This is a genomic window from Streptomyces sp. NPDC093984, assembly GCF_044764595.1.
Classification (GTDB): Bacteria; Actinomycetota; Actinomycetes; order Streptomycetales; family Streptomycetaceae; genus Streptomyces; species Streptomyces cynarae.
Window position 1 is genome coordinate 813114 of sequence record NZ_JBIWIM010000003.1, and the last position, 20676, is coordinate 833789.

At 71.5% G+C, this 20676-nt stretch carries 16 protein-coding genes and 1 tRNA gene; 4 read left to right on the top strand and 13 right to left on the bottom strand.

Annotated features, from left to right (window positions below):
* Nucleotides 1-109: 109 nt before the first annotated feature.
* Complete coding sequence (lepA, locus tag ACIRC0_RS15855; RefSeq protein ID WP_403616374.1) at nt 110-1978, bottom strand: translation elongation factor 4; 1869 nt, start codon at nt 1976-1978, stop codon at nt 110-112.
* Nucleotides 1979-2265: 287 nt separating this feature from the next.
* On the opposite strand from lepA, the gene rpsT reads away from it, so the two are divergent.
* On the top strand, nt 2266-2532 hold the full coding sequence (gene rpsT, locus ACIRC0_RS15860; protein WP_403616377.1) for a 30S ribosomal protein S20: 267 nt from the start codon (nt 2266-2268) through the stop codon (nt 2530-2532).
* Between the two features lie 494 nt (nt 2533-3026).
* Here the strand turns inward: rpsT and holA are convergent, their stop codons facing one another.
* From holA to leuS, 8 genes are all read right to left on the bottom strand, one after another.
* Complete coding sequence (gene holA, locus ACIRC0_RS15865; protein WP_403616379.1) at nt 3027-4016, bottom strand: DNA polymerase III subunit delta; 990 nt, start codon at nt 4014-4016, stop codon at nt 3027-3029.
* 61 nt (nt 4017-4077) lie between these two features.
* Nucleotides 4078-4323: a hypothetical protein gene (locus tag ACIRC0_RS15870; protein ID WP_403616382.1), complete on the bottom strand. Its 246-nt coding sequence runs from the start codon at nt 4321-4323 to the stop codon at nt 4078-4080.
* 203 nt (nt 4324-4526) lie between these two features.
* On the bottom strand, nt 4527-5366 hold the full coding sequence (locus tag ACIRC0_RS15875) for an arylamine N-acetyltransferase (RefSeq protein ID WP_403616384.1): 840 nt from the start codon (nt 5364-5366) through the stop codon (nt 4527-4529).
* A gap of 4 nt (nt 5367-5370) precedes the next feature.
* Nucleotides 5371-7896 carry a ComEC/Rec2 family competence protein gene (locus tag ACIRC0_RS15880; protein WP_403616387.1) on the bottom strand — a complete coding sequence of 842 codons (2526 nt, stop codon included), beginning with the start codon at nt 7894-7896 and terminating at the stop codon, nt 5371-5373.
* Complete coding sequence (locus tag ACIRC0_RS15885) at nt 7893-8972, bottom strand: helix-hairpin-helix domain-containing protein (RefSeq protein WP_403616389.1); 1080 nt, start codon at nt 8970-8972, stop codon at nt 7893-7895. Before ACIRC0_RS15885 ends, ACIRC0_RS15880 begins: the two co-directional genes overlap by 4 nt.
* 128 nt (nt 8973-9100) lie before the next feature.
* Nucleotides 9101-9946 carry a DegV family protein gene (locus ACIRC0_RS15890; protein WP_403616392.1) on the bottom strand — a complete coding sequence of 282 codons (846 nt, stop codon included), beginning with the start codon at nt 9944-9946 and terminating at the stop codon, nt 9101-9103.
* A gap of 72 nt (nt 9947-10018) precedes the next feature.
* A complete protein-coding gene (locus ACIRC0_RS15895) occupies nt 10019-10753 on the bottom strand; it encodes a hypothetical protein (protein WP_403616395.1) in 735 nt (244 codons plus the stop codon).
* A 149-nt stretch (nt 10754-10902) separates the two neighbouring features.
* The gene (leuS, locus tag ACIRC0_RS15900; protein ID WP_403616398.1) at nt 10903-13782 is read right to left on the bottom strand and encodes a leucine--tRNA ligase; all 2880 of its coding nucleotides are present in this window, start codon (nt 13780-13782) and stop codon (nt 10903-10905) included.
* 573 nt (nt 13783-14355) lie between these two features.
* Here leuS and ACIRC0_RS15905 point away from each other — a divergent pair.
* Together ACIRC0_RS15905 and ACIRC0_RS15910 are read left to right on the top strand one after the other, a co-directional pair.
* Nucleotides 14356-15660, top strand: a complete 1305-nt coding sequence (locus tag ACIRC0_RS15905) for a cytochrome b/b6 domain-containing protein (RefSeq protein ID WP_403616401.1) — start codon at nt 14356-14358, stop codon at nt 15658-15660.
* Nucleotides 15657-17273, top strand: coding sequence for an NADH-ubiquinone oxidoreductase-F iron-sulfur binding region domain-containing protein (locus ACIRC0_RS15910; RefSeq protein WP_403616404.1), 1617 nt, complete (start codon nt 15657-15659; stop codon nt 17271-17273). The genes ACIRC0_RS15905 and ACIRC0_RS15910 overlap by 4 nt, the downstream gene beginning before the upstream one ends.
* Before the next feature lie 203 nt (nt 17274-17476).
* On the opposite strand, the gene ACIRC0_RS15915 is transcribed toward ACIRC0_RS15910, so the two are convergent.
* The 4 genes from ACIRC0_RS15915 to ACIRC0_RS15930 all read right to left on the bottom strand — a co-directional run bounded on the left by ACIRC0_RS15915 (nt 17477) and on the right by ACIRC0_RS15930 (nt 19615).
* Nucleotides 17477-17549, bottom strand: a tRNA-Ala gene (locus ACIRC0_RS15915).
* A 116-nt stretch (nt 17550-17665) separates the two neighbouring features.
* Entirely contained in the window at nt 17666-17899 is a 234-nt protein-coding gene (locus ACIRC0_RS15920) for a hypothetical protein (protein ID WP_016643127.1), read from the bottom strand.
* A gap of 3 nt (nt 17900-17902) precedes the next feature.
* Entirely contained in the window at nt 17903-18076 is a 174-nt protein-coding gene (locus ACIRC0_RS15925; RefSeq protein WP_200417343.1) for a hypothetical protein, read from the bottom strand.
* Nucleotides 18077-18145: 69 nt separating this feature from the next.
* Entirely contained in the window at nt 18146-19615 is a 1470-nt protein-coding gene (locus ACIRC0_RS15930; protein ID WP_403616408.1) for an MFS transporter, read from the bottom strand.
* Nucleotides 19616-19733: 118 nt separating this feature from the next.
* On the opposite strand from ACIRC0_RS15930, the gene ACIRC0_RS15935 reads away from it, so the two are divergent.
* Nucleotides 19734-20618, top strand: coding sequence for a helix-turn-helix transcriptional regulator (locus ACIRC0_RS15935; protein WP_403616411.1), 885 nt, complete (start codon nt 19734-19736; stop codon nt 20616-20618).
* Nucleotides 20619-20676 lie beyond the last annotated feature (58 nt).

The window sequence follows — 20676 nt, forward strand, 5'->3', positions numbered from 1 at the left end:
TGTCGTTTCGTACACAGAGCGACCGGGCGCACGCGCAGGGGCCCGCCGCGCTTTCGCACGACGGGCCCCGTACCGCCCGGTTTGCCGGGGTCAGCGCGCCAGACCCGGGTTACTTCTTGCCCTTGCTCGAACTCGCGCTGTCATCGCTGGAGAGCACCGCGATGAAGGCTTCCTGCGGAACCTCCACGGAACCCACCATCTTCATCCGCTTCTTGCCCTCCTTCTGCTTCTCCAGCAGCTTCCGCTTACGGGAGATGTCACCGCCGTAGCACTTGGCGAGGACGTCCTTGCGGATGGCGCGGATGGTCTCGCGGGCGATCACGCGGGAGCCGATGGCGGCCTGCACCGGCACCTCGAAGTTCTGCCGCGGGATGAGTTCCTTCAGCTTGGCGACGAGCCGGACGCCGTAGGCGTACGCCTGGTCCTTGTGGGTGATCGCCGAGAAGGCGTCGACCTTGTCGCCGTGCAGCAGGATGTCCACCTTGACAAGTGAGCTGCTCTGCTCTCCCGTGGGCTCGTAGTCCAGGGAGGCGTACCCGCGCGTCTTGGACTTCAGCTGGTCGAAGAAGTCGAAGACGATCTCGGCGAGCGGCAGCGTGTAGCGGATCTCGACGCGGTCCTCGGAGAGGTAGTCCATGCCGAGGAGGGTGCCGCGGCGGGTCTGGCACAGCTCCATGATCGCGCCGATGAACTCGGTGGGCGCGAGGATCGTGGCCCGTACGACCGGCTCGTACACCTCGGCGAGCTTGCCCTCGGGGAATTCGCTCGGATTGGTGACCGTGTACTCGGTGCCGTCCTCCATGATCACGCGGTAGACCACGTTGGGCGCGGTGGCGATCAGGTCCAGCCCGAACTCGCGCTCCAGCCGCTCGCGGACGACGTCGAGGTGCAGCAGTCCGAGGAAGCCGACCCGGAAGCCGAAGCCGAGGGCGGCGGAGGTCTCCGGCTCGTAGACGAGGGCGGCGTCGTTGAGCTGGAGCTTGTCGAGGGCCTCGCGCAGATCGGGGTAGTCCGAACCGTCCAGCGGATACAGGCCCGAGAAGACCATGGGCTTCGGGTCCTTGTACCCGCCCAGCGGCTTCTCGGCGCCCTTGACCTGGCTGGTGATGGTGTCACCGACCTTGGACTGGCGGACGTCCTTCACCCCGGTGATGAGGTAACCCACCTCACCGACCCCGAGGCCGTCGGCACCGAGCATCTCGGGCGAGTTGACGCCGATCTCCAGCAGTTCGTGCGTGGCGCCGGTGGACATCATCCGGATGCGCTCGCGCTTGTTGAGCTGGCCGTCGACGACACGGACGTAGGTGACGACGCCGCGGTAGGAGTCGTAGACCGAGTCGAAGATCATCGCGCGGGCGGGCGCGTCGGCGACGCCGACCGGGGCCGGGATCTGCTCGACGACCTTGTCCAGCAGCGCCTCGACGCCGAGGCCCGTCTTGGCGGAGACCTTCAGCACGTCGCCGGGATCGCAGCCGATGAGGTTGGCGAGCTCCTCGGCGAACTTCTCCGGCTGCGCGGCCGGCAGGTCGATCTTGTTGAGGACGGGGATGATCGTGAGGTCGTTCTCCATCGCCAGGTAGAGGTTGGCGAGGGTCTGCGCCTCGATGCCCTGGGCGGCGTCGACGAGGAGGATGGTGCCCTCGCAGGCGGCGAGGGACCGCGAGACCTCGTAGGTGAAGTCGACGTGCCCCGGGGTGTCGATCATGTTCAGGATGTGCGTGTTGCCCGGATCGTGGGTGGGGGCCCAGGGAAGCCGCACGGCCTGGGACTTGATCGTGATGCCGCGCTCGCGCTCGATGTCCATGCGGTCGAGGTACTGAGCGCGCATCTGCCGCTGCTCGACGACGCCGGTCAGCTGGAGCATCCGGTCGGCGAGCGTGGACTTGCCGTGGTCGATGTGCGCGATGATGCAGAAATTGCGGATCAGAGCCGGGTCGGTACGGCTCGGCTCGGGCACATGGCTAGGGATCGCGGGCACGCAGGGTCCTGATTCTTGAGGCGTCCGCAGTGTCTGCGGTCTCGGGTCGGATCGATACGTAGCCTCCATGGTCCCACGCGCGCGGGGCTACGACCGGTTCGGGCCGTGCCGAAGGCGGTGGAACGGGTGGCCAGGGGAGGCCTCGCGGCCGGTTTGGGCGGGCCAGAGGGCGGCTGGTAGCCTGGGTGGCTGTGTCTCCTGCCCTCTCAGCGCGAGACACGTCTTCAAGAAATCACCGGCGCGTGAGACGTCCAGTCTCCCGTGCCTGAACCTGTAAAGGCTCATTCGTGGCGAACATCAAGTCCCAGATCAAGCGGAACAAGACGAACGAGAAGGCGCGCCTGCGCAACAAGGCCGTCAAGTCCTCGCTCAAGACCGCGATCCGCAAGGCTCGCGAGGCCGCTGCCGCGGGCGACGTCGAGAAGGCCACCGAGCTCCAGCGCGCCGCCGCGCGTGCGCTCGACAAGGCCGTCTCGAAGGGCGTCATCCACAAGAACCAGGCCGCCAACAAGAAGTCGGCGCTGGCCACCAAGGTCGCGGCCCTCAAGGGCTGAACCCCTCCTTTTGATCTGAACTGATCCAACCGCCGGAAGGACCCAGAGCGGGCCCTCTCTCATCCGCTCCCGACCGGCACCCCGAGTCCGTACGCGGCCTGCGTTCGCCACGCGGGTACGGACTCACCCGCTCGAACCGAAGGCCCCGCAGCCCGTCCTTCCCCAGGACGGAGTGTGCGGGGCCTTTGGCATGGGCCGCCGGTCGGGGACGGGTAGGCAGTCGGCGGGGGGCCACGTCGGCACGGGGAGCCACGCCGGCGGAGGGAGCCACGTCGGGGTGGGGAGCCACGCCGGGGTGGGGAGCCACGCCGGGGTTGGGAGCCACGCCGGGGTGGGGAGCCACGCCGGGGTGGGGAGCCACGCCGGCGGGGGGAGTCGGTCGGCACGGGCAGCCAGTCGGCCGGGGGCTGCACGGCGAGCCAGGCCAGCGGAGGGAGCCACGTCGGCACGGGGAGCCACGCCGGTAGCCGCGGGTGGGCGGGCCGCGCTCCTCGCTAGCCGCGCCCCCGGGACCGCGCCGCCCGGGCGATCGTCACCACGGCCTTCTCCAACGCGTACTCCGGGTCGTCCCCGCCGCCCTTCACGCCCGCGTCCGCCTCGGCCACCGCGCGCAGCGCGACCGCGACCCCCTCCGGCGTCCAGCCCCGCATCTGCTGCCGAACCCGGTCGATCTTCCACGGCGGCATGCCCAGCTCCCGGGCGAGGTCCGCGGGGCGACCGCCCCGGGCCGAGGAGAGCTTCCCGATCGCCCGCACGCCCTGCGCCAGCGCGCTCGTGATCATCACCGGCGCCACACCTGTCGCCAGCGACCACCTGAGCGCCTCCAGCGCCTCCGCCGCCCGCCCTTCGACCGCCCGGTCCGCGACCGTGAAGCTGGAGGCCTCGGCCCGCCCGGTGTAGTACCGCCCGACCACCGCCTCGTCGATCGTGCCCTCGACGTCCGCGGTGAGCTGCGCCACCGCCGACGCCAGCTCCCTCAGGTCGCTGCCGATCGCGTCGACCAGCGCCTGGCACGCCTCGGGCGTCGCCGAACGCCCCTGCGTGCGGAACTCTCCGCGCACGAACGCCAGCCGGTCCGCCGGCTTCGTCATCTTCGGGCACGCCACCTCCCGGGCGCCCGCCTTGCGCGCGGCGTCGAGCAGGCCCTTGCCCTTGGCGCCGCCCGCGTGCAGCAGCACCAGGGTGATCTCCTCGGCGGGCGAGGAGAAGTACCCCTTGAGTTCCTTGATCGTGTCGGCCGGAAGATCCTGTGCGTTGCGCACGACCACGACCTTGCGCTCGGCGAAGAGCGACGGGCTCGTCAGCTCGGCCAGCGTGCCGGGCTGCAACTGCTCCGGGGTCAGATCCCGTACGTCCGTGTCGGCGTCGGCGGCCCGGGCGGCGGCCACCACCTCCCGCACGGCACGGTCGAGCAGAAGGTCCTCCTGGCCCACGGCAAGGGTGACGGGGGCGAGAGGGTCGTCATTCGCGGTCTTCTTGGCCATCACGGACAGCATCCCACGCGCCACTGACAACGGGTGCCCGCGGCCGCCGCCGCCCGGAGGGTTACGGCTCCTCCCGCCAGCCGTCCCACTCCCCCGCGAACGCGTCCAGCCGCTCCGGATCGAGCAACTGTCGTTCGTCCCGCAGCACCACCAGCCACTGTGCGTCCTCGGCATCGTCCTCGCCGGCCAGCGCGTCCCGGACGATCCGCGGTTCCTCGTCCAGCCGGAAACGCTCCGCCAGCGCCTCCGCCGCCTCCTGAGCGGCATCGCGGTCCGGTAGCACCAGCACATGTCTCACATCACTCACGAGGCCATTCTCCGGCACCGGGACGCCACCGACGCCCAAGCCCGGAACCGCTCGCTGGAGAACTCGAGCGAAGTCGCACTCCACCACTGGTGAGACCGCCACCACACGACTGGCACCACACGACTGGCACCACACGACCGGCACCACACGACCGCAGAGCGGGATCCAGCACCTGTGCCGGAATACGCGACGCGTAACACCGGTCAGCCGCTTCGGCCCGTCTTTCGCAGCGTGGGCGCCCGGTCCAGCTCGATCCCGAACCGCTCCCGGTACACCTCCAGCACCTCCTTCTCATCCGCCAGTTCCATCGCCTCCTTCCGCCCGTCCGGGGTCGTCACCGTCAGTCGGCTGCCGCTGAGCGTGATCCGCCCTCCGTCCTCCGTGACCCGCGAGCACACCAGCGACCGCACGAAGTGCGACTCGGGCGACGTGCTGTGCCACCAGGCCCCGGCCCTGAAGTCTCCGAGCGCCCGCGGCCGCACCTCCAGCCGGTACTGCCGCCTGCCCTCCCGCATCACGTCCAGATCCTCGAACTCGGCCGAACCGCCGCCTCCCCGAGCCCCCGCCGCATCCGCCCCGGCCTCGATCACCCGGAACACCCCGGCCGGGTCCCGCTGCTCGCCCCGCTGCCGGAACGCCAGCGGACAGTGGCTGTGCGCACCGAACCCGACGTCCGCCAGCCAGTCGCCTCCGTCCACGGTCCGTACCCGCAGCGCGAGATGGTCGTACGGAATCCCAAGCCGCCCCTCGTCGTCGTAGACCCGCCCGGCGAGCAACGTGACATCGAAGCCGAGCGCGGCCAGCAACGCCCCGAACGCTCCGTTGAGTTCGTAGCAGAAGCCGCCCCTGCGCGCCCCCACGATCTTGTCCAGCAGCCGCTCCTCCTCCAGCACGATCTTCTCGCCGAGGTGGATCGACAGGTTCTCGAACGGCACGGTCATCAGATGGCGCAGATGCAGCTCGCGCAGCACATCGCCGGTGGGCCAGGCGGGGTGCCGCGCCCCGATCCTGCGGAGGTAGGCGTCGACCTGTGCGGAGTCCATGCCCTCAGTCTCTCGCCACACTCAACCCCCCGCCCGCCCCGGTGACGGCGATCGCGCCGTCCTGATCCGTACGCAGCACCAGCGCGCCCTCGTCCCGCAGCGCCGCGACCGTGCTCGGCGCGGGATGACCGTAGGGGTTGTCCCTGCCGCACGAGATCAGCGCGAGCCGCGGTGCCACCCTGCGTATGAGCTCCGGGTCCTGGTAAGCCGACCCGTGGTGGGCGACCTTGAGCACGTCCACGGGTCCCAGCTCCGCCCCGGCCGGTGATCTCATCAGCGCCTGCTGGGCCGGTGGTTCGAGATCCCCGAGCAACAGCAGGGTCAGCCCTCCCGACCGCACGAACAGCGCCACGCTCGCGTCGTTCGGTCCGTCGGGGGACGGGGCGGGATCCGGGGCAGGCCACAGCACCCGCCAGTCGAGCACCCCGGTGCGGCGGGCCTCCCCGGCGACGGCGCGCGTCACCGGAATGTGCCGGGCGGCCGCCTGAGCGCGCACGAACGCGGCCTGGTCCGGGGGCTCGTCGAACCCGGTCGTCTCGATCGCCCCCACCGCACGCCCGCGCAGCACTCCCGGGAGCCCCGCCACATGGTCGGCGTGGAAGTGGGTCAGCACGAGCAGCGCGACGCGGCTGACGCCGAGCACGGTCAGACACCGGTCGACCAGCGCAGGATCGGGCCCCGCGTCCACGACCACCGCCGTGCCCTCGCCCGCCGCCAGCACGGTCGCGTCACCCTGTCCCACGTCACACATCGCGAACCGCCAGCCCGGCGGCGGCCACCCGGTGATCACCCGGGTCAGAGGGGGCGGCTGCACCACCACGAGCAGCAGCACCACGGCACAGGCACCGGTCAGCCAGGGGTGCCTCAGCAGCCGCCGGCAGACGAGCAGGACCATCGCCGTCACGGCTGCCAGCAGCAGCGCCCCCGTCCAGCTGCCGGGCCAGTCCACCGCGCCGCCCGGCAACGACGCCCCGGTGCGCGCGATGCCGGCGATCCACCCGGCCGGCCAACCCGCGCACCACGCCAGTGCCTTGGCGACCGGCAGGGCCACCGGAGCGACCGCCAGTGCCGCGAACCCGAGCACCGTGGCCGGTGCCACCGCCAACTCCGCGAGCAGGTTGCAGGGCACGGCGACCAAGCTCACTCGCGCCGACAGCACCGCGACGACCGGTGCGCACAGCGCCTGGGTGGCGGCCGCGGCGGCCAGCGCCTCGGCGAGCCTGGGCGGCACCCGGCGCCGCCGCAACTCCGCGCTCCAGCGCGGGGCGACCGTCAGCAGCGCCCCGGTGGCCAGCACGGACAGCAGGAAGCCGTAGCCCCGCGCGAGCCAGGGGTCGTACAGCACCAGCAGCAGGACCGCGGCGGCCAGCGCGGGAAGCAGGGATCTGCGGCGCCCGGTGGCGAGCGCGAGCAGCGCGATCGTCCCGCAGGCCGCGGCGCGCAGCACGCTCGGGTCCGGCCGGCACACGACCACGAAGCCGAGGGTGAGCACGCCGCCCAGCAGCGCCGTGCCGCGCAGCGGGATGCCGAGCAGCGGTGCGAGTCCTCGGCGCTCCACGCGCTGCGCCAGTCCGGCCGGACCGACGAACAGGGCCAGCAGAAGCGTGAAGTTGCCTCCGCTCACGGCCAGTAGATGCGCGAGATCCGTCTCCTTGAAGGCGTCGTCCAGCTCCGGGGTGACTCGTGAGGTGTCGCCCACGACCAGCCCCGGCAACAGCGCCCGCGCGTCCGGGCCGAGCCCGTCGGTCGCCTCCCGCAGCCCCGCGCGCAACCGCCCCGCCCATCGCTGCGCCGTCGACGGCTCGCCCACGACGTCGGGTGGTCCCCCGTCCCGGACGCGCACCACGGCGGCGACGCGGTCACCTCCGGTCAGCGGGGGTGCCAGCCTGCCCGCCACGCGCACACGCGTCGAGGGCAGCGGCGCAAGCCAAGGCGACCGCCCGGGCTCCACCCCGGGGGTGCGCGGATCGACGACCAGCAGCACGGGCGTCCGCGTCGCCACCGCGGTCCCGTCGGCCTTCGTCAGGCGCCGCATCTCGCCGTCGAGCAGGACGGCGGCAGCCGTGGCGTGATCGCCCTTGATCCTGGGCCGGGTGAGCCGTGGATCGGAGGTGATCTCGACCTCCGCGGTCACCTCGGCGTACTGACGCGCCAGAGGGGGAACGGGCCCCCGTCGCAGATCCGCGCCATGGAGCCCGGCGGAGGCGGCGGCAGCGGCGGCACAGAGCAGCACGGCGGCGACCGACACCGCCGACCGCGGGCCCCCGGCCCGAAGCCCGCCGCCGGGGCCTCCCCACCGCAGCACCAACAGCCCACCGGCTACCGCAAGACAGCCGACGGCCACACCGACGACCCAGGCGGCCGACGCGTCCAGAGCCCACGCGGCCGCGCTCCAGGCCCCCAACGCGGGCCCCACCAGCCGGAGATCCGCCGGCCCCTCCTGCCTGGGGTGGGGATCACCCAGCGGACTGCGGACATCCCCCAGTGGCGCCTTCGGCCGGTCCGCACCGGGTTGCTTCGGCGGCCTCATGGCCGTACGAGGTTCCGTAGGTCGGCGAAACGGCGTTCGCCGATGCCGTTGACCTCACGGAGTTCGTCGACCGAGCGGAAACCGCCGTGCTGGGACCGGTAGTCGACGATGTGCTGGGCCAGCACGGGCCCCACTCCGGGCAGCGCGTCGAGCTGGTCCACCGTCGCGGTGCTGAGGGAGACCGGGGTGCCGGGAGCGGCCGATCCGCCGGCCGCCGGGAGGGCCGGTCCGGTGCCCGGTGCCGGGGCCGGACCGCCCACCACGATCTGCTCGCCGTCCACCAGGAGGCGGGCGCGGTTGAGGCCGTCGGTGTCGGTGCCCGGCCGTACTCCGCCCGCCGCCCGCAGGGCGTCCGCCACCCGTGACCCGGCCGGCAGCCTCTGCAGCCCGGGGTTGCGCACCTTGCCGCCGACGTCCACGACCACGGCGGCTCCCGTCCCCGCTCCGGTGACGCCTGTCGCCTGCGGTCCCGTCGAGGCGCCCGACTCCGCCGAACGTCTGGCTCCCGCCGTCCCGTAGGGCGCCGCCGCCCGCACCACCTCGGGCGCCCGCACCTGCTCTGTCCGGCCCGTCCAGAAGTGCTGTGTGGCGAAAACCACGGCCACCAGCAGGAGCACACCCAGCGCGGCCACGCTCCTCCGCTCCAGCCCGCACCTGGCCTGCAGCCACAACGGCATCCGTTCGCGCAGCGCCGGGACGACCCGCTCCCGCCAGGCGCCGCCCGTCGCGGCGGGCTCGGGTGCGTCCACGTCGCCGACGGCGGCCGACCCGCTCGGCCGGGCGAGCCCGCTCCCCGCCGACGTGCCCGCCCGTGACTCCCCGACGTCCCGGTCCGCCCTCGGCGGCCCGTTTCCCCAGGCCTGTCGTTCCGTTGCTCCTTCGGCGAAAGGTGCCTCCGCGCGTTCGGCGAAGAGTGCCTCCGCACGCAGGCGCAACACGTCAGCGGCCGAGGGCTGGTGTCGTCGGGCGTGCGCCCGCGGATGCCGCGGGCGGTGGTGCGCGCGGCCGTCGGAGCCGGGGCCGCGGCCGGGACCGCTTGTGGGAGCGGCGGTGCGTGAACGTGATCGAAGTGCCATGCGCCGAGGATCGGGCAGATCGCCGACCTCGCGATGATCTTGGTCAATTCCCGGGGATTACTGCCCAGTTGTGGATAACTCCATCACCCACATGGGTCACCATCGCCCCAGGTGCCGGTGTGACCTCGTCATCGAGGCGACACCACGGCCCCCAGCAGACCCGGTCCCGTGTGAGCCCCGATCACCGCCCCGACCTCGCTCACATGCAGATCGGCCAGCCCGGGCACCCGTGCGCGCAGGCGGTCGGCGAGCGCCGACGCCCGTTCCGGAGCGGCGAGATGGTGGACCGCGATGTCGACCTTTCCGCTGCCGGCGCGCTCGGCGACGATCTCCTCCAGGCGGGCGATGGCCTTGGACGCCGTACGCACCTTCTCCAGCAACTCGATGCGGCCGCCGTTCAGCTGCAACAGCGGCTTCACCGCGAGCGCCGAGCCGAGCAGCGCCTGCGCGGCGCCGATCCGGCCTCCGCGCCGCAGATAGTCCAGGGTGTCGACGTAGAAGTACGCGGAGGTGTCCGCGGCCCGCTTCTCCGCCGCCGTGACGGCGTCGTCGACCGTGCCGCCCGCCTCCGCGGCCCGAGCGGCGGCCAGCGCGCAGAAGCCGAGGGCCATCGCGACCATCCCGGTGTCGACCACGCGCACCGGTACGGGAGCCTGGCGCCCGGCGAGCACCGCGGCGTCGTACGTGCCGGAGAACACGGAGGACAGGTGCAGCGAGACGATGTCGGTCGCCCCCGTGGCGGCGACCTTGCGGTAGGTGTCGGCGAACAGCTCGGGGCTGGGCCGGGAGGTGGTGACGGGCCGTCGCTTCTGCAGGGCCTGGGCCAGGGAACGGGCGGAGATCTCGGTGCCCTCTTCGAGTGCCTGGTCGCCGAGGACCACGGTCAGGGGCACCGCGGTGATGCCGTGGCGCTCCATCGTCCGCGGCGGCAGGTAGGCCGTTGAATCGGTGACGATCGCGACATGGCGGGACATGAGCTGGAGGTTACCTGCCGGAACGCGCCGGTGGCAGACCGACCCCGCCGACCTGGACGGTCCGTGGAGTGATCATCGAGTGCTCTCGGGGCGGGGCTTCCTCTGCCAGGGGTACACGGGCCGCTGGGTGCGCGAGCCGAGCGCCGGCCGGGTCTGCTCCCGCGCCGTACGCGACTCGGGCGTCTCCGGCCAGGTCTGGGAGGAGGCCGCATCCGCCGGCGCCGGCGCCTCGGGCCAGGGCGGGGCGGAGCCCGTCGGCTGCTCTCTGGTCCAGTGGCGCAGGGCGCCCGCCTCCACATCGATCTGGGCGCTCAGCGCGTCCAGGTCGTCGTCCGCGAACCGGCGTGCCCTGTCATGGGCGGCCCAGCGCAGGGAGTCCGCCGACCGGGTGACGCGCTCGGTCCGTTCGCGGAGCTCGGGCAGCCGGGAGACCAGCGCCTGGCGGTCCGGCTCCGTCTCCAGGCGCCGCAGCTCGGCGTCCAGTTCGTGTCCGTGCGCACTGAGGCGCTTGAAGAGGCCCAGCGCCTCCTTCAGCGACTCGTCCTCGGTGACGCCCGCGTGGAGGGCGTCCTGAGTTGCGCGCATCGAGGTGCGCAGCCTCAGCCGCAGCTCGGCGAGTTCACCCGCCGGACCGGGCTGGGTGAGGGTCCTGGCGCGCAGGGTGGTGTCCTCCACCGTGCGGCGGGCCTGCGCGATCGTACGGTCCACGCCGCGTTTCGCCGCGCCGACCGCCTTCACCGTCGCATACACGCCGAGGACGAGGCACAGCACGAACAGGAGCGCCATCACGGTCAGAACGGCTTCCACAACGCTCCTCCTCCGGTCGGCCGGGCGGCTGCTCACCGCTCTTCCACGGTAAACGCAACGGGCAGGCCCAGGGTTCCGGAAGAACCCCGAACCTGCCCGTAGGGGACTACCCCGACAAGGGCGGCACCGGTCACCCGAGGCGACGGCCGCTATGCCGTGACGATGTTCACCAGCTTCGGCGCGCGCACGATCACCTTGCGGATCCCGGCGCCGCCCAGGGCCGCGACCACCTTCTCGTCGGCCAGCGCCACCTTCTCCAGTTCCTCCTCGGAGATCGAGGGCGGAACCTCCAGGCGCGCCTTGACCTTGCCCTTGACCTGGACCACGCAGGTCACGGTCTCGTCCACGACGTACGCGGGGTCGGCGACCGGGAAGTCCTGGTGGACGACGGAGTCGGTGTGGCCCAGCCTGCGCCACAGCTCCTCGGCGATGTGCGGGGCCAGCGGAGCGATCAGCAGCACCAGCGACTCGGCGACCGAGCGCGGCACCGAGCCTCCCGCCTTCGTCAGGTGGTTGTTCAGCTCGGTGATCTTGGCGATGGCCGTGTTGAACCGCAGGCCCTCCAGGTCCTGGCGCACGCCGTCGATGGCCTTGTGCAGGGCGCGCAGGGTGTCCTCGTCGGGCTCGGCGTCGACGACGGTGACCTCACCGGTGGTCTCGTCGACGACATTGCGCCACAGCCGCTGCAGCAGCCGGAACTGGCCGACCACCGCGCGCGTGTCCCAGGGCCGCGACACGTCCAGCGGACCCATCGCCATCTCGTACAGGCGCAGGGTGTCCGCGCCGTACTCGGCGCAGATCTCGTCCGGAGTGACGGCGTTCTTCAGGGACTTGCCCATCTTGCCCAGCAGGCGGGTGACCTTCTCGCCCTGGTAGTAGTACGCGCCGTCGCGCTCCTCCACCTCGGCGGCCGGCACCGCGATGCCGCGGCTGTCGCGGTAGACGTAGGCCTGGATCATGCCCTGGTTGAACAGCTTGTGGAACGGCTCCGCGGAGGAGACGTACCCCAGGTCGTACAGCACCTTGGACCAGAAGCGCGCGTACAGCAGGTGCAGCACGGCGTGCTCGGCGCCGCCGACGTACAGGTCGACGCCACCGTGCGGCATGTCCTCGCGCGGGCCCATCCAGTACTGCTCGATGGCCGGGTCGACCAGCTTCTCGCTGTTGTGCGGGTCCAGGTAGCGCAGCTCGTACCAGCAGGAACCGGCCCAGTTGGGCATGGTGTTGGTCTCGCGGCGGTACTTCTTCGGGCCGTCGCCCAGGTCCAGGGTGACGTTGACCCACTCCTGGTTGCGCGACAGCGGGGTCTCGGGCTGGGTGTCGGCGTCGTCCGGGTCGAAGGTGCGCGGCGAGTAGTCCTCGACCTCGGGCAGCTCCAGCGGCAGCATCGACTCGGGCAGCGCGTGGGCGACGCCGTCCTCGTCGTAGACGATCGGGAAGGGCTCGCCCCAGTAGCGCTGGCGGCTGAACAGCCAGTCGCGCAGGCGGAAGTTGACCGTGCCCTCGCCGATGCCCTTGCGCTCCAGCCACTCGGTGATGCGCGCCTTGGCTTCGGTGACGCCCAGACCGTCCAACTTCACCGAGTCACCGGAGGAGTTGACGATCTTCGCGTCGTAGGAGACGAAGGCGTCGTCCCAGGCCGACGGGTCGGTGCCGCGGCCGTCGGTGGGCTCCACGACGCAGCGGATCGGCAGCTCGAAGGCGCGCGCGAAGGCGAAGTCGCGGCTGTCGTGCGCCGGGACGGCCATGATCGCGCCGGTGCCGTAGCCCATCAGCACGTAGTCGGCGATGAAGACGGGGATCTTCTCGCCGTTGACCGGGTTGGTGGCGTACGCGCCCGTGAAGACGCCGGTCTTGTCCTTGGCCTCGGCCTGCCGCTCGACGTCGGACTTGGAGGCGGCCTGGGCGCGGTAGGCGGCGACGGCCTCGGCGGGCGTGGCGTGGCCGCCGGTCCACACCTCGTGCGTGCCCTCGGGCCACGCCTCGGGGGTGAACTTCTCGACCAGCGGGTGCTCAGGTGCCAGCACCATGTAGGTGGCGCCGAACAGGGTGTCCTGGCGTGTGGTGAAGATCGTGATCGTCTCGCCGTCGATCGGGAAGTCGACGCGGGCGCCCTCGGAGCGGCCGATCCAGTTGCGCTGCTGCAGCTTGATCGCCTCGGGCCAGTCCAGCTCCTCCAGGTCCTCCAGCAGCCGGTCGGCGTAGGCGGTGATGCGCATGTTCCACTGGCGCAGCTTGGCCTTGAAGACCGGGTAGTTGCCGCGCTCGGAGCGGCCGTCGGCGGTGACCTCCTCGTTGGCCAGGACGGTGCCCAGGCCGGGGCACCAGTTGACGGGCGCGTCGGAGGCGTAGGCCAGTCGGTACTCGCCCAGGACGTCGGCGCGCTCGGCGGGGGTCAGCTCGTTCCACGCGCGCGTGGTGCCCGGAATCCCACGCTCACCAGACTCGAACTGGGCGATCAGCTGGGAGATCGGGCGGGCCTTGCGGGCGTCCTCGTCGTACCAGGAGTTGAAGATCTGCAGGAAGATCCACTGGGTCCACTTGTAGTAGTCCGGGTCGATCGTGGCGAACGACCGGCGCTTGTCGTGGCCCAGGCCCAGTCGGCGCAGCTGGGACTTCATGTTCTCGATGTTGGCCTCGGTGGACACGCGCGGGTGCGTGCCGGTCTGCACGGCGTACTGCTCGGCGGGCAGGCCGAAGGCGTCGAAGCCCAGGGTGTGCAGGACGTTGTGGCCGGTCATGCGCTGGAACCGGGCGAAGACGTCGGTGGCGATGTACCCCAGGGGGTGGCCGACGTGCAGCCCGGCACCCGAGGGGTACGGGAACATGTCCATGATGAACTTCTTGGGCCTGGCGGCCAGCTCGGGATCGCCTGCCAGGTCCCCGCTCGGGTTCGGCGCCTCATAGGTGCCCTCGGCGTCCCAGAAGTCCTGCCAGCGTGCCTCGATCTCGGCCGCCAGAGCGGCCGTGTAGCGGTGCGGCGCAGCCTCCGCCGACACGGCGGCGGCAGCGGGGTTCGTCTCGCTCATGATCCTCAAAGCTCCATAGATCGTCTCTGCCAGCGGAAATGAAAAAGCCCCTCGCACAGGAGGGGTCGCCGCGCCGATTCCGACCATCGGATTCGCCCGGTGGTCGGGACTGATCAGCGCGGCTCGCTAAGCAGAAGGCGTACGGCACGCATGGCGTCAGGGTACCGCAGCGCCCGAGCGCACGGCGACGGGCCACCGACGGCACCCCGGGGCGCACCTGGGGCGCGACCGGGAACCACCCTGGCACGACCGGGCCGGCCCGGATGGGACTCGAACCCGACCCGGCCCACTCGGACCGGACTCGGGCCGGACTCGGGGCGGACTCGGAGCGAACCGGATGAACCCAACACCGATCGCAGCCGTACTCAGACATCGACGGTCAGGTGGCGAACGTCACGAAAGGCTGAATCGAGTTCAAATATTACTTCGCGTAACAGCAGCTAATCGGACATCGCAACCACGCCGTCGCCCTTTGATAACAGCGCAATAACTGAAACCACGTACCGCTCGGTTTGGAGCCACCTAGAGTGCGGCAGCGGGACCGCCTTCCCGAAACTGTTCGGAGTTGCCCCCATGAACCCTCCACGTAGTAACAGCTCGCTCCCCAGGCCGGGCCGCTCGGCCTACGGCGTGGCGTCGGCTGTGGTGCTGCTGCTCATACCCGTCATCGTGCTGTCCGGCGGGAACGCAGTCCGGGACTTCCTCAACTTCGGAGCGGGCGTCCTCTCGCTCGTCTCCCTCAGCTGCTCCGTGATCTGGGGGCTCGTCGCCCAGGACCGGATCTTCCTCAACACCCGCCAGCGGATCGTGGCGCAGGCCGTCCACCGGACGACCGCGGTCGCTTCGATCGCGTTCCTCCTGGTGCACGTCACCGTCAAGATCGCGCTCGAACACACGGTGCTGATCGCCGCGCTGATCCCCTTCAGCCTCGGCGTCAGCGGCTCGGCCGGTCTCATCGGCCTCGGCTCCCTGGCCGGCCTCCTCATGATCTTCGTGGGCATCACCGGCGCGCTGCGCAGCAACTTCGCGACCCCGGCGCCGGTCGCGGCGCGCTGGCGGGCGATGCACATGCTGGCCTACCCGTCCTGGTGCGCCGCGCTCGTGCACGGCCTGTACGCGGGACGCGCGGCGAAGCCGTTCTTCATGGTGTCCTACGAGCTGTGCCTGCTCGGGGTCATGGGGGCGCTGGCCCTGCGCGCCGCGCCGCGCCCGTTCAAGCGCAAGGTGGCCGACAGGATCTTCGCGATCGTCGGCGGCGGTGACATGGCGGGACGCGAAGGACTGGACGCCAGCCGCGCTCGCAACGCGGAGGCGGCGGCCACCCTGGCGGGCTTCTCGGGGCGCTCGGCGGACCGCGCCGGCGGCTGGGAGGGTCTGGTCCCCCCGCAGCCCTCGACGCCCCTGTACGAGGCTCCGGCGGCCCGCACCATGACCCCGGAGCCCGGCAACGGCTTCGCGGCCGCCTACCGGGCCACGTCGGCCACCCCGCGCGCGCAGACACCGATGATGCCGGACGCCACCCAGCGCATGGACCTGTACGACACACAGGCCACCGAGGCCATGCCGCGCGTCGACGCCGGAGGCAGCACCTCGGGCAGCTGGCCGATCCCGTCACCGCCGCCGGTCGGGGAGGCGCCTCCCTCCGCCTACGACCCGCTCCAGGACACCGGATACACCATCCCGGCCTATGGCAATCCTGGATACAACGGGTACGGCGCCAGTGAGATGTACGACACCGGTGAGACGAACGTACCGTTCGGCACGTACAACTCGAACAACACGTACAACAGCGGTCCCGCAGCGGAAACGTTCCCCGGCGCCTTCGACACGCCGGGAGCCGGCGAACCCTGGAACGCGCCTTCCGGAGGCTTTAAGTGAACGAGGCCCTGCCCGACGTCCCAGAAGTCCGGGTGGTCGGGCTTCCGCAGCTCACGTCGGGCTTCGACCTTGTCGAGAGACTCGACCTGCCGATGCACCTCAAGGTGCACGGCCCGCTCGAGCCGATGGGCGGAGAGCAGCTCGCACAGCTCGCCGAGCAGATCAACCTCAAGGGGCGCGGCGGCGCCGGATTCCCCTTCCACAAGAAGCTGCGCTCGGTCGCCGAATCCGCGATCCGCCGCGGCATCCGGCCGGTCGTGGTCGTCAACGGAAGCGAGGACGAGCCCGCCTGCCGCAAGGACACGGTGCTGATCAACCGTGCCCCGCACCTCATCCTGGACGGCGCCCTGCTGGTCGCGGAGGCCCTGGGTGCCCGCACGCTCGTCGTCGGGGTGACACGTGCCTCGACCGAGCGGTCGATGGAACAGGCGCTGGCCGAACGGGGGCTGAGCGACCGGCGCGGCGCGCCCATCCGCGCGCGCGTGCAGCGCAATCCGGTGCGCATGGTCACCGGAGCCGCCGCCTCGCTGATCCGCTCGATCGACGGCGGTCCGGCGATCCCTCCGGGGCGCAAGACCAGCGCCTCGCAGAGCGGGGTCGGCGGCGCGCCCACGCTGCTGTCGAACGCCGAGACGTTCGCCCAGCTGGCGATCGCCGCGCGCATCGGCGCCGAGCGCTACTGCAACACCGGTCTGTACGACGAGCCCGGCACCGTCATGCTCACCGTCTCGGGCGCGGTCAACCGCCCCATGGTGATCGAGGTCCCCACGGGCGTCCCGCTGCGGTACGTACTCCAGCTGGCCGGGGCCCCGCCGGTCCCGCAGGGCGTGCTGACCGGCGGCTACCACGGCAAGTGGATCGACGCGACGACCGTCGACGAGGCGGTCGTCTCGCGCAACTCCCTGGACGCCGTCGGCGGCTCGCTCGGCGCCGGCGCGATCCTGCCGATCAGCCAGGAGACCTGCCCGCTCGGCGAGTCCCTGCGGGTGGCGAAGTGGCTGGCCGAGGAGAGCGCGGGCCAGTGCGGCCCCTGCTACCTGGGGCTGCCCGCCGCAGCCCGTGGCATGGAGGACATCCTCAACGGCGGCGGGCCGGCCGCCCTGGAGGCCCTCAAGCAGGTCGCCAAGAACGTCAAGCGGCGTGGCGCGTGCTCGCACCCGGACGGCTCGGCGATGTTCCTGGAATCGACCATCAAGGCGTTCACGGACGACCTGGCCGCGCACGTCCTCGGCAACGGCTGCGGCAGGCCCGTGGAGGGCGTTCTGCCGCTGTTCGAGGGCGGCAGGGCCCCGACGGGCATCCCGGGCGGCGGACAGGCCGAGCCGGAGGCGGGGGCCAGCCGGCAGAAGATCTACGTGGACTGGACGCTGTGCCGCGGCCACGGACTGTGCGCGGACATCCTCCCGGAGGTCTTCGAACTGGGTGCCGACGGCTTCCCCACTGTCGCCCAGGCGCCGGTGCCGCTGTACGCGGAGGCGAAGGCCCTGCGGGCCGTGCGCCGCTGCCCGGCGCTCGCGCTGCGGATCGAGGAGGACACCCGGTCCGGCCCGCCGTCGCGCAGCAACCTGCCCGTGCTCTCGCAGGGCCGCGGACGCCGGGCCCTCGGACGCTGACCGGGCCCTCGGGCGCCGACCACACGGACGGCGGGCCACCCTCACCGGGTGGCCCGCCGTTTCGTGTGCGCGCACCTGCGTACGCGGACTGTCCTGACGGCGTGAGCAGCAGGCCTCCCCGCTCGCACGGGTGTCCGCGGCCGTCCACGCCGAGAACACGACGAAGGCGGCCCATCCCTCGGATGAACCGCCTTCAACTTCTGTGGAGCTAAGGAGAATTGAACTCCTGACCTCCTGCATGCCATGCAGGCGCTCTACCAACTGAGCTATAGCCCCTTGCGGCCACGCGGTGGAACCGCGTCTCGGCCTTGTCGCCCGGTTTCCCCGGCGGCGACGCCAACATTACACGGTCCACCGGGTGGAACACCAAATCGTTTCCCGCGTCCCCCGCGTCAGGCCGTGGCGAACGAGTAGAAGCGTTTGAGCGTGCAGTGCTCGTCCAGGAGGCGGCCGTAGATCGGCTCCCCCTCCAGCTCCCGGTAGGTCTCGATCGGGTCGCCTTTTATGATCAGCGCCCGTGCGCATTCCTCGCACCAGTACTGGTAGTCCGGGTTGACCGGCTCCATGTCGCGGACGATCGGCGTGCCGCTGCCACACCAGTCGCACTTCCGCCTGTGTGCACCCATCGATCAGCTCCAGCTGTGGCCGCAGGCCGTGCACACGTAAGAGATGCCGCCGTTGTCGCCGAGCACCTGGGCGACGTGGGACGAGCCGCACGAGGGGCAGTCGAGGAGGGTGGCATTCCGACGTGTCACCGCCACTGCGAGAAGATCGTGGACCTCCCCGCGGATGCTCGCTGGCATCGCTACTCCCTCCCGTCGGGCCGCGCCCCCTTCCGGCCGTTTGATTCTGCCACGGCCGGACCAATACGGTCAGCGACGCCTTCGTACCAGTCCGGACACGGCACCCAACGTGGCCGTCGCGGCCAGCGCGTACATGCACACGAGGAGCGCGTCCGAAGAGGTATACGCCCCAGGGGCCCCCAGTGACTCAAGCCGGTTCAGGAAGAGTGCGCCGAAGGCCGCCACACCGATCAGCTGGCCGAGCTGGGTGACCGTGGCGAGCAGGCCGCTGGCGTCGGCCGCGTCCTCGGGCCGCACGGTGGCGAGGGCCCTGGTCAGCGTGGGACTGAAGGCGAGCGCAAGGCCTACCCCGACGCCCGCGAAGGCCGCGTACAGCCCGGCTCCGCCGTGGCTCCCGCCGTGCAGCGCGAGGCCCACCCCGGTCACGGACAGGCCGGTGAGGAGGAACCCTGCCGGGATCAGGTGGCGTTGCCAGGAGGCCGGCCACTTCCGCCAGGTCAGACCGGCCAGCCCGAACACCACGGCGGTCGGCGCGAAGGTCAGCCCGGCCCGCAGGGCGCTGTAGCCGAGGCCGCCCTGGATGTGCAGGGTCAGCGAGAAGAGGAATCCGGCGTTGACCGCCATCACGGCCAGCAGCCGGAAGACCGCGAGGCCGATACCGGGATGGCGCAACACCCTCGGCGCGATCAGCGGCGCCCCACCGCGCCGGGCGAGCCGGGACTCGTACCCCTGGAACAGGGCGAAGGCCAGTGCGGCCGCGGCCAGGGACAGCCAGGACCACAGCGGCCAGTGCTCCTCCTGACCGAGCACGAGCGGCACGGTCAGCAGCGAGACGGCACCGCCGAGCAGCACCAGGCCGGGCAGGTCGAGGCCGCGCGAGCGGTCCCTGGCGTGGGCGTCGTCCCGCGGCAGGACGCGGCTGCCGACGGCCAGCAGTACGGCGCCGACGGGCACGTTCACGAGGAACACCGGCCGCCAGCCCGCGCCGAACAGGTCGGCGCTGACCAGGACCCCGCCGAGCACCTGCCCGGCGGCGGCACCGGTGGCCAGGACGGCGGAGTAGGCCCCGAGCGCCTTGGCCCGTGCCTCGCCGGTGAAGTGACGCTGGATCAGGCTGAGCACCTGCGGGATCATCACGGCCGACCCGGCGCCCTGCACCAGCCGGAAGGCGATCAACTCCCCCGTTCCCCGGGCCAGTCCGCAGGCCAGCGAGGCGGCCGTGAACACCGCGATCCCGGCGAGGTGGACCCGGCGGTGGCCGAGCAGGTCGCCGAGGCGCGCACCGGTGATCAGCAGCACGGCGTACGCGATGGAGTACCCGGCGACCACCAGCTGCAGTCCGGCGCCGCTCGCGTGGAGGTCGGAACCGATCGTGGGTACGGCGACGTTGACGATGAAGACGTCGAGCAGGGCCATGAACTGGGCGGTGAGCACGACCGCGAGCAGCCGGCCGGGGCGATTGTCAGTGGTGGGGGTTTTACTGGTCGCAGGTCGGGTTCCGGGGGTGGACCCGGGACCCGGTGAGGTTGTCGTCGTCATGCCTGCGAGCCTGACGACGGGCGGACACGGGTGACGAGAGCCCGCCGATGCTGGTACCGACAGCACCTGGCAGCGGCCGACTCCGGTCCCGACGATGGAGACGGGGGATGTGAGGACCATGACGACGACACAGCGCCGCAGGCCGGAGCTGGCCGCCTTCCTGCGCAGCAGGCGGGCCCGGGTGACACCGGCCGACGTGGGCATGCCGCCGGGACTGCGGCGCCGGACACCGGGCCTGCGCCGCGAGGAGGTGGCGCAGCTCTCCGGGGTGGGCGTGACCTGGTACACATGGCTCGAGCAGGGCCGCCCGATCAACGCCTCGCCGCAGGTCCTGGACGCGGTGGCGCGCACGCTGCGCCTGGACCAGCCGGAGCGCGAGCACCTGTACCACCTGGCGGAGGTGCCCTACGACGGGGGCGGGGAGGGGCTGCCCCAGCGGGTCGGCCAGGACGTGCAGGACGTCATCGACGCCCTGGACCCGCGTCCGGCGGTGGTCTACAACTCGCGTTACGACGTCCTCGCCACGAACGCCGCCTACGACGACCTGTTCCGGATTCCGAGGACGCCGGACATCGGCGCGGCGAACGCGCTGTGGACGCTGTTCACGGTGCCCGAGGAGGTCTGCCCGGTGGTGCACCGGGACAGGGAGCTGCCGGTGATGGTGGCCACCCTTCGCTCCGCGTACGGCAGACATGTGGGCGAGCCGGCGTGGGAGGACTTCATACACAAGCTGTCGGCGGCCAGTGCGTACTTCGCGGAGCTGTGGGCGAGCGGCACGGTGATCCCGCCCGGGCCGCGGGTGAAGACCTTCCGTCACAAGGCGGTGGGCGAGCTGCGGATGACCTCGCTGTCGCTGTCGATCGACGGAATGCCGGAGTGCAGGATCGTGGCGTACGCGCCGGAGAACGAGGAGGCTCACGAGAAGGTCGCACTGCTCAGGGCGCGGAGGCAGCGGCTGTGGCCGTCGTCGGACGAGGCGGCCGGGGAGATCGTCCGCATGTGAAAAACAGAAAATCCCGCCCCTTGACGGGACGGGATCCTGACCATCGATCTTTGACAAC

Coding starts and splice junctions, on each gene's coding strand:
- ACIRC0_RS15930 (WP_403616408.1), bottom strand. CDS start 19,615: ATGACGACGACAACCTCACCGGGTCCCGGGTCCACCCCCGGAACCCGA.
- leuS (WP_403616398.1), bottom strand. CDS start 13,782: ATGAGCGAGACGAACCCCGCTGCCGCCGCCGTGTCGGCGGAGGCTGCG.
- ACIRC0_RS15935 (WP_403616411.1), top strand. CDS start 19,734: ATGACGACGACACAGCGCCGCAGGCCGGAGCTGGCCGCCTTCCTGCGC.
- ACIRC0_RS15890 (WP_403616392.1), bottom strand. CDS start 9,946: ATGTCCCGCCATGTCGCGATCGTCACCGATTCAACGGCCTACCTGCCG.
- ACIRC0_RS15925 (WP_200417343.1), bottom strand. CDS start 18,076: ATGCCAGCGAGCATCCGCGGGGAGGTCCACGATCTTCTCGCAGTGGCG.
- holA (WP_403616379.1), bottom strand. CDS start 4,016: ATGGCCAAGAAGACCGCGAATGACGACCCTCTCGCCCCCGTCACCCTT.
- ACIRC0_RS15920 (WP_016643127.1), bottom strand. CDS start 17,899: ATGGGTGCACACAGGCGGAAGTGCGACTGGTGTGGCAGCGGCACGCCG.
- ACIRC0_RS15885 (WP_403616389.1), bottom strand. CDS start 8,972: ATGGCACTTCGATCACGTTCACGCACCGCCGCTCCCACAAGCGGTCCC.
- ACIRC0_RS15875 (WP_403616384.1), bottom strand. CDS start 5,366: ATGGACTCCGCACAGGTCGACGCCTACCTCCGCAGGATCGGGGCGCGG.
- ACIRC0_RS15880 (WP_403616387.1), bottom strand. CDS start 7,896: ATGAGGCCGCCGAAGCAACCCGGTGCGGACCGGCCGAAGGCGCCACTG.
- ACIRC0_RS15905 (WP_403616401.1), top strand. CDS start 14,356: ATGAACCCTCCACGTAGTAACAGCTCGCTCCCCAGGCCGGGCCGCTCG.